Raw genomic sequence first — 1,804 nt, 5'->3', positions numbered from 1 at the left:
AGGCAAACAACGGTTTGGCTGGCGTTAGATTCAACGAAGAGTGTTCTTTTACAAGAATACTGCTCGTTGGGTTATACAACCCACGAATTGCTCTTTAACAATTAGGAAGAAGCACAACGAAGGTGTGTTGTCTAATAAACGCAAGACGATTAGTCGACTTGTGATGACAATACACGGGTTGTGATTGCAACAGAACAAATTATGTTCAACAAGTTCTCAAAAATATAGACGTTATTTGATCTTCGGATTAAATGACAGCTAAGGATTGATGAACGGCAACAACGATACTCATAGAAAGTCCTATAGCCGTAAGCGTTATAGGATCAAGCGAATAAGTGCATATGATGGATGCCTTGGCGATCACAGGCGATGAAGGACGCGGTAGCCTGCGAAAAGCTACGGGGAGCTGGCAAACAAGCTTTGATCCGTAGATGTCCGAATGGGGAAACCCACCGTAGTAATACGGTATCCCATGCTGAATACATAGGCATGTGGAGGCGAACCGAGTGAACTGAACCATCTCAGTAACTCGAGGAAAAGAAATCAACCGAGATTCCGGAAGTAGTGGCGAACGAAACCGGACCAGCCTGGATGTTTTAGCGTAGTGAATAATCGAATGGAATGGAAAGTCCAGCCGTAGCAGGTGATAGCCCTGTAGATGAAATTCATTACGTGGAACTAAGCATCGAACAAGTAGGGCGGGACACGTGAAATCCTGTCTGAATATGGGGGGACCATCCTCCAAGGCTAAATACTCGTGATCGACCGATAGTGAACCAGTACCGTGAGGGAAAGGCGAAAAGAACCCCGGAAGGGGAGTGAAATAGATCCTGAAATCATATGCATACAAACAGTAGGAGCACCTTCGTGGTGTGACTGCGTACCTTTTGTATAATGGGTCAGCGACTTACATTCAGTGGCAAGCTTAACCGAATAGGGGAGGCGTAGCGAAAGCGAGTCCGAATAGGGCGATTCAGTCGCTGGGTGTAGACCCGAAACCAGGCGATCTATCCATGGCCAGGTTGAAGGCACGGTAACACGTGCTGGAGGACCGAACCCACTAATGTTGAAAAATTAGGGGATGAGCTGTGGATCGGAGTGAAAGGCTAAACAAGCCTGGAGATAGCTGGTTCTCTCCGAAAACTATTTAGGTAGTGCCTCACATATTACTGTCGGGGGTAGAGCACTGTTATGGCTAGGGGGTCACAGCGACTTACCAACCCATGGCAAACTCCGAATACCGACAAGTACAGTGTGGGAGACAGAGCACCGGGTGCTAACGTCCGGACTCAAGAGGGAAACAACCCAGACCGCCAGCTAAGGTCCCTAACTATGGCTAAGTGGGAAACGAAGTGGGAAGGCATAGACAGTCAGGAGGTTGGCTTAGAAGCAGCCACCCTTTAAAGAAAGCGTAATAGCTCACTGATCGAGTCGTCCTGCGCGGAAGATGTAACGGGGCTAAGCCATAGACCGAAGCTGCGGATATGTACTTTTAGTACATATGGTAGGAGAGCGTTCCGTAAGCCTGTGAAGGTGTCCTGTGAGGGATGCTGGAGGTATCGGAAGTGAGAATGCTGACATGAGTAGCGATAAAGGGGGTGAAAAGCCCCCTCGCCGTAAGTCCAAGGTTTCCTGCGCAACGTTCATCGGCGCAGGGTGAGTCGGCCCCTAAGGCGAGGCAGAGATGCGTAGCTGATGGGAAGCGGGTTAATATTCCCGCACCGTCGTAGAGTGCGATGGGGGGACGGATTGCAGAAGGTTATCGGGGTGTTGGATGTCCCCGTTGGCGCATCATAGAAGGCAC

At 49.4% G+C, this 1,804-nt stretch carries 1 rRNA gene; it reads left to right on the top strand.

Annotation, left to right across the window (positions count from 1 at the left end):
- Positions 1–321 precede the first annotated feature (321 nt).
- Positions 322–1,804 (top strand): 23S ribosomal RNA (locus IE156_RS18275); the annotation flags it as partial.

This window comes from Alcaligenes pakistanensis (genome assembly GCF_014652815.1).
In the GTDB taxonomy this organism is placed as follows: Bacteria; Pseudomonadota; Gammaproteobacteria; order Burkholderiales; family Burkholderiaceae_B; genus Alcaligenes; species Alcaligenes pakistanensis.
The sequence above is the reverse complement of the archived record's forward strand: the minus strand, read 5'-3'. Positions and strand labels throughout refer to the sequence as shown.